Origin of the sequence: Streptomyces sp. MBT65, from assembly GCF_016612545.1 — a bacterium.
In the GTDB taxonomy this organism is placed as follows: Bacteria; Actinomycetota; Actinomycetes; order Streptomycetales; family Streptomycetaceae; genus Streptomyces.
The window spans coordinates 56,578-62,954 of the sequence record NZ_JAENRY010000090.1; the positions used below are offsets into that span (position 1 = coordinate 56,578).

2 protein-coding genes and 2 pseudogenes are annotated in these 6,377 nt (G+C 72.3%); 1 reads left to right on the forward strand and 3 read right to left on the reverse strand.

The features are described from left to right. Positions 1–101: 101 nt before the first annotated feature. Positions 102–1,310, reverse strand: a complete 1,209-nt coding sequence (locus tag JHN63_RS21595) for an MFS transporter (RefSeq protein WP_200682758.1) — start codon at positions 1,308–1,310, stop codon at positions 102–104. 211 nt (positions 1,311–1,521) lie between these two features. Between JHN63_RS21595 and JHN63_RS54735 the strand changes: the two are divergent. Then, a pseudogene (locus JHN63_RS54735) lies at positions 1,522–1,674 on the forward strand (phenazine biosynthesis protein PhzF); the annotation flags it as partial. Positions 1,675–2,418: 744 nt separating this feature from the next. Here JHN63_RS54735 and JHN63_RS21605 read toward each other — a convergent pair. After that, on the reverse strand, positions 2,419–4,182 hold the full coding sequence (locus JHN63_RS21605) for a serine/threonine-protein kinase (RefSeq protein ID WP_200682759.1): 1,764 nt from the start codon (positions 4,180–4,182) through the stop codon (positions 2,419–2,421). 443 nt (positions 4,183–4,625) lie between these two features. Beyond that, positions 4,626–6,266, reverse strand: a pseudogene (locus JHN63_RS21610) (helix-turn-helix domain-containing protein); the annotation flags it as partial. Positions 6,267–6,377 lie beyond the last annotated feature (111 nt).

Sequence of the window (6,377 nt, forward strand, 5' to 3'; positions counted from 1 at the left end):
TGCTCGCCCCGTGTGACGCCTTGGCCCCAACTGCGCTTGTCCGACGGCTCGTTGGCTTGTTCGCTGCGGTCGGTGACGTGGAATCAGTCCTCGGCCGGGGATCAGTTCTCCGCCGCGTGCCGGGTGAGGAATCCGATGCCGGCCGCGACGGCGGCCAGCACGGCCACGCTGGTGAGCGCGGCGGGGAGGGAGTACCAGTCCGCCATGAAGCCGATGGCGGGCGGCCCCAGGAGCATGCCGCCGTAGCCGAGGGTGGAGGCGATCGCGACTCCGTCGGGGCCGGCGAGGGTACCGGCTCGTTCTACGGCGACGGGGAAGAGGTTGGCGAGGCCGAGCCCCGTGATCACGAAGCCGAGGACCGCCGCCCACAGGGTGGGCGCGAGGGCGCCGAGCAGCATGCCGAGGGCGGCGATGGTGCCGCCGGAGACGAGCGTGCGGGTCCGCCCGAGGCGTTCGAGGAGCCGGGTGCCGGTGAGCCGGCCGGCGGTCATGGCGAGCGCGAAGCAGGAGTAGCCGAGGGCGGCGGCGCCGGCGGTGGCGTCGAGGTCCTGCTCCAGGTGCAGGGCGCTCCAGTCGGCGAGGGCGCCTTCGCCGAAGGCGGTGCAGAGGGCGATCAGGCCGAAGGTGAAGACGAGGCCGCGGGTGCGGGGAGTCAGGCGGTGGGGTGGGGTCTGCTGTTTCGGGGAGTCCTGGGGGGAGTTCAGTGGTGCTGGTGCTGGTGCTGGTGCTGGTGCTGGTGCTGGTGGCTTGAGGCGGAGCAGGTTCCGGCCGACCACGGCGGTGACGAGCAGGCCGATCACGGTGAGGCCGAACAGGTGCTGGGTCGGGGTCAGGACACCGGCGACCAGCCCGCCGAGCCCGGCGCCGACCATGCCGCCGAGGCTGAACGCGGCGTGGAAACTGGGCATGATGGGCCGCCGCATGGCCCTGACCAGGTCGACCGCCGCGCTGTTGAACGCGACGTTGATCCCGCCGTAGGCGGCCCCGAAGACGAGCAGGACGAGGCCGAGGGTGAGCGGCGAGTGGGTGAGCGGGGGAAGGGACACGCTCAGGGACAGCAACACGGCGCAGACGACGGTGACTTGGTGGTTGCCGTAGCGGTGGCAGAGGCGCCCGGTGAGCATCATGGTGACGACGGCACCGGCGGAGACGCCGAGGAGGGCGAGCCCGAGGGTGCTGGCGGAGGCGCCGGTCTGCTCCTTGATGGCGGGGATACGGACGACCCAGCCGGCGAAGACGAAGCCGTCGAGGGCGAAGAACGCGGTGAGGGTGATCCGGAGGCGCGTGAGGTCGGTGGGGGTGCCCGGCACGACGTTGTGCGTTCGGGGTTTGTTTATTTGCGGCACAAATGCAGGTTAGGTGGGTGCTGTGGCGGGGGCAAGGGAGTTGGGGCGCGCTGAGGGATCGGCCCGGTAGGTGGTGGCGTCACGCGCGGTGGCCGTTGGACGAAGTCTGTAGGTGGGCGGCGGTGTCGCGTTCCTGTGAGCCTGGCCATCGGTTCGCCCATGTCCGGGCGTCGTTCTGGACGCCACCGCCCTGGACGACAGCGACATGCCGACCGCCGCGTTCGCCCACGGGTACTCGGAGACGGTGTTCCTGACCGCGCCCCTCGGATGGCCTCGGCGGTCAGGAAGGGCGTACAGCATCTGCTACTTCAGTCCCCAGGCCGAGGCGCCGTTCTGTGGACGCGTCGAACCATCTGTCGACGAGATCACCGACGCCGACCTCGCGGAGGCGCTCGCCGAGCTGGACCGGTCGGCCGCCGATCTCGCCCCGGCCTTCCTCGCCTTCGACGAGCGGGGCTGCGGACCGGCCGCCCTTCGACCACAGCGCGACCGACCCGCCGCGACGGATCCCCCACGCGGGTTTCGAGGGCTTCACCGCGACCGAGCCGCCGGCGCGCTGACGATGTACCCGGCGCGCTGGGGGGACACCCTTGACCCGACCGACGTCCCGCCCCGCACGCCATCCGGGCGACGGCACCTGTGGCGATCGCACTCCCGTCGACGCTCCCTCAGCTCTCCTCGCGGAAGCGGTGGCTCCGCCCGGGCGGAGGGCAGAACGGGGCCAGGCGAGACGACAAGGACCCGACGAGTCCCTGAGGGCGGTGACTTGACCGTCGTCGGCCTGGTCCGTCGGGAGCGTGTGCACCTGGCCGGTGACTCGGCGGCAGCGGCGGATCGCGGCTCACGATCCGCCGCGACCCGAAGGTCTTCACCGACGGTCCCTCCACGAACGGTGTGCCGTGACGATCGGAGGGAGGGCGGGAGCGGGCAGGTCAGGTGCTGCGGACCACGCACTGTCGCGCGCGGCTCGCCGGTGGTGCCGTTCCGGGGACACTCGAACGCCGTGTCACCCGGGTCGGCTGCGGCGACCGAGCCGTCGCGGTCAGGCACCGCGGCGGGCGGGGCAGGTGTGTCACTCCGTGCTGCGCAGGGCGAGCCAGGTCTCGTGGCCCACGATGCCGTCGGCGTCCAGCAGCTTGTCGCTCTGGAAGCTCCGCACCGCGGACTCGGTTCCGGCCCCGAAGTCGCCGTCCACGCCTGTGCCCCCGACGTCGTATCCGCGCTTCGTCAGCATGCACTGCACCTGGAGCACACGCTTGCCGCTCTGTCCCAGGCGCGTGCGTCCGTTGCCGTTGTAGTACGTGCAGTCCGAGATCCAGGCCGGGGTCGCGGGCTCGGTGGTGGGCGGACTGCTCGGAGAAGACGAGGGAGTAGCGGCGGCCGAGGCGCTGGGATCGGCATCGGGAGCGGAGGGAGTGCCGTGCACCCCCGGTGCGGCGGAGCCGGAATCCCCGGGGTTCGTGCTCGCGCCGTTCGGATTCGCGGCGCCGTCGACGCTCTTGCCGGATGCAGCTCTCACGTCCGAGGCCCCGGGTACCGGTGACGAGACGGTGCCGCCGGGCACGGTGCGGCCGGTCGTCGTAGCGGACCCCGGGGCGGAAGCGGCGGGCGGGGGGTCTTGGCGACTGAGCATGAAGCCCGCTGCGGCCACCGCGCAGACGGCGATGCCCACGGCGACGGCCCGTACCGACGTCCTCCGTGCCCAGGTGCGGACCTTGCTCTCCTGAGGGCGTGCCGATGGTGTCCCGGAGGCGGCGTCGGCGGCCACCACCGGTGGTTCGAGAGGGGGCGGACCAGGTCGGCCGCCCTGCCCGGCGGGTGCCGACGGCACTGCCGGCGGCCGTTCGTCCGCAGACCGTAATGGGGCTTGGGACGCGACGGGGATGCGGTACAGCACCTCGTACGCCCGCTGCCGGGCCAGCAGTTGGCCGGCGAGCGGCTCGGGCCACACGGTCGTCTCGCCGCGTTCCCCGGCGGCAGCGATCAAGTCCTGCCCTGTGGGCCGCCGTTCGGGCTCTTTGGCCAGGCAGGCGGTCAGCAGCGAGCCGAGTTCCGCGTCCGCAGCCGAGATCTCGGCGATCAGCTCGGGATCCGGCTCCTCGAACGCCACCCGGTGCATCACGTCGACCCCCGTACCGTCGCCGAACGGGGCACGCCCCGCCGCCGCGTACACCAGGGTCCCGGCGAGTGAGAACACGTCCGACGCCGTGTCGGATCTGCCGGTCCTCAAGTGTTCCGGCGACATGTAGGCCGGAGTTCCCACCCGGACACCCGTGCCGGTGATCGTGCTGGCGTCCATGGCCTTCGAAATGCCGAAGTCGATCACATGCGCGCCCCCGACGGACAACAGCACGTTGGACGGCTTCAGATCCCGGTGCACGATCCCCGTGACCGCGAGGTCTGCCAGCGCCTGCCCCAGCTCCGCGACCAGACGCCAGACCGCGGCCGTCTCCAGGGCGCCGAGCTCACGTACGGCATGCGCGAGATCGAGCCCCGGGAGGTACTCGGTGGCCATCCACAGCAACTCGTGCTGGAAGCCCGTGCCGCACAGTCTCGGTGTGTGCGACGTGCTGACCCGTTCGTGCACCGACGCTTCACGCTCGAACCGGCGCCGGAAGCCGGGATCGTCCGCGTACTCCGGCCTGATCACCTTCACCGCGGCCAGACCGGGACCGCCGTCCGCCGGACGTGCGAGATAGACCCGCCCCATACCGCCGCTACCGAGCAGCGCCAGCGGCACATAGGGGCCGATGCGGTCCGGATCGCCGAGGCGTAGGGGTGAGGCACCGGTCTGCCGCAGTGCGGCGGCCTCGTTCGTTGCCAAGTCCGGTGACATCGGCCGCTGTTCTGACAAGGAACCCCCGAAGTGATGTGCGCCGTACGTCAGTTCGGCCCCACGGAATCACGAGGCTAGCCGAGCGGTGGCGTACGTTCATGGTTTCCCGCACTTCCGTTCCCCAGTGGGCTGTTCAGGGCGCCTCGATCAAGCTCCCCGGGACGGAGGCTTCTTCGCCGGTGCCGTGAGGCGGTCGCGGACGGCGACGGGAAGCCGCTGTGCGACCACGCTCGATACTTCACGCGGTATGTCCGTGGGGGCGGGTTGCGCCGCCGTACCGATGGCCGGGGTGGCACGGCGCACGGTGACGACACGACGGTCCTCGGTGAGAAGCCGGCGAAATCTGTGTGTCTGCCGGTTGTTGATCCCGCCGTAGGCGGCGCCGAAGACGACCAGGACGGGACCGAGGGCGCTGGCGGAGGCGCCGGTCTGCTCCTTGATGGCGCGGTGATGGCGTGCTGCCGTTGGGTGAACGCGAGCCCTGCCGCGATGACCGCCAGCACGAGCAGGGCGGCCAAGGCGGAGACCAGAGAGCGCAGGCGGCGTGCCGTGCGGGCGGTCGCGCGCTGTTCCGCGTCCCGCGTCCGCAGGCTCGCCGCCAGGAACTCCCGTTCCAGTGCCGTGAGTTGGTCGGCGCTGTCGGGGGTGGTGAAGACCTCCTCGGCGGCCGTCAGCCGCGTCCCGCGGTACAGCGCACCGGTGTCGCGGTCCAACTGCCGCCAGGCGGTGGCGGCTTGGGTGAGTAGTCGGTGGCGGCGCAGTACCTCGCGGTCGCGGTCGATCCAGTCGCGCAGTCGGGGCCAGGCCGTGATGAGTGCTTCGTGGGCGAGGTCGACGGTGTCGTCGTCGAGGGTGATCAGCCGGGCCCGGGCCAGCCGGTCCAGGACGACGGCGGTGTCGGTGGTGTCGGCGGTGTCGAGTTCGGCGCGGTGGGCGGGACGGCTGGTGTCGTCGGTGCCCTCGCCGGGGGCGATGAGGCGGAGCATCACCTGGCGGGCGAGGGCGGCCTCCTGTGGGGAGAGGGTGGCGTAGAGGTCCTCGGCGGTCTGGGTGATCGCGCCCCGCACGCCGCCGGCGGCCTCGTATCCCTTGAGGGTCAGCGTGCGGCCCCGGCGGCGGCGCCAGGTCTCCAGCAGGGCGTGGGACATCAGCGGGAGGCCGCCGGGCCGGTCGCAGACGTCCGCGACGATCCGGTCGGTCAGGGCCCTTTCCACGGTCAGTCCGTGGGCGGTGGCGGGTCTGACGACGGCCTCGCGCAGCTCGTCCGTGCTCATCGGGGCCACGAGGAGACTCGCACCGCGCAGCGCGTCCGCCAGGGCGCGGTGTTCGCCGAGCCGGCCGTAGAGGTCGGCGCGTACCGCGATCACCACCCGCAGCCCGCCACCGGGCCGGGAGGCCGTCAGCAGCCGGTCGAGGAAACGGGCCCGCTCGGCGGGGTCCCGGCAGAGTGTGAAGACCTCCTCGAACTGGTCCACCATCACCCACGTGTCCCCGTCTCCCGTCGCCTCGGCGGGAGTGAGCGCCCGGGCGTGGGTACGCGCCGGACGCTCGCCGGGCGTGAGGATGCGTACGGCCGCCGGGCGGGTGCCCGGCCACGCCTCACCGCGCAGCGCCGGTACCAGCCCGGCGCGCAGCAGGGACGACTTGCCGCTGCCCGAGGTGCCGACGACGGCCACGAAGCGGTTGTCGAGCGCCAACTCCGCCAGGTCGGCGACCAGTTGGTCCCGTCCGAAGAAGAGGTCACGGTCGCCCGGTTCGAACCGCGCCAACCCCCGGTACGGTGGCGAGACCCCTTCTTCGTCCAAGGCCGGCCGTCCGGCCTCCGCCTCGGACGCTTCCTGCCAACGTCGTTCCCACTCACCGACGTCCGCACCGCAGGCCCGTACGTACGCGAGGGCGACGGCCAGCGACGGGAGGCGCTCACCGGCCGCCGACTCCGACAGCGTGGCCGCCGAGAACTCGACCCGTTCGGCCATCGCCCGATACGTGATCCCCCCGGCCTCCCGGCGCAGTTGACGCAACTCGTACGCGAACCGCTGCACCGGCCCGGCCCCAGGGTCCAGCCGACTCTCCGGACGCCCCATGCCGCCCCCCATCCACGACGTTCCCGCTCCCGGCGCATCACTCGCGCAACCGGGAGGCCGGCCGAACGTCCCGCGTTCCCTCCCCCGGGGAACGCGGGACGTTCGGCCGGC

What these genes read in the sequence shown, in the direction of transcription:
- JHN63_RS21605 (WP_200682759.1), bottom strand. Translation starts at nt 4,182, where the DNA reads ATGTCACCGGACTTGGCAACGAACGAGGCCGCCGCACTGCGGCAGACC.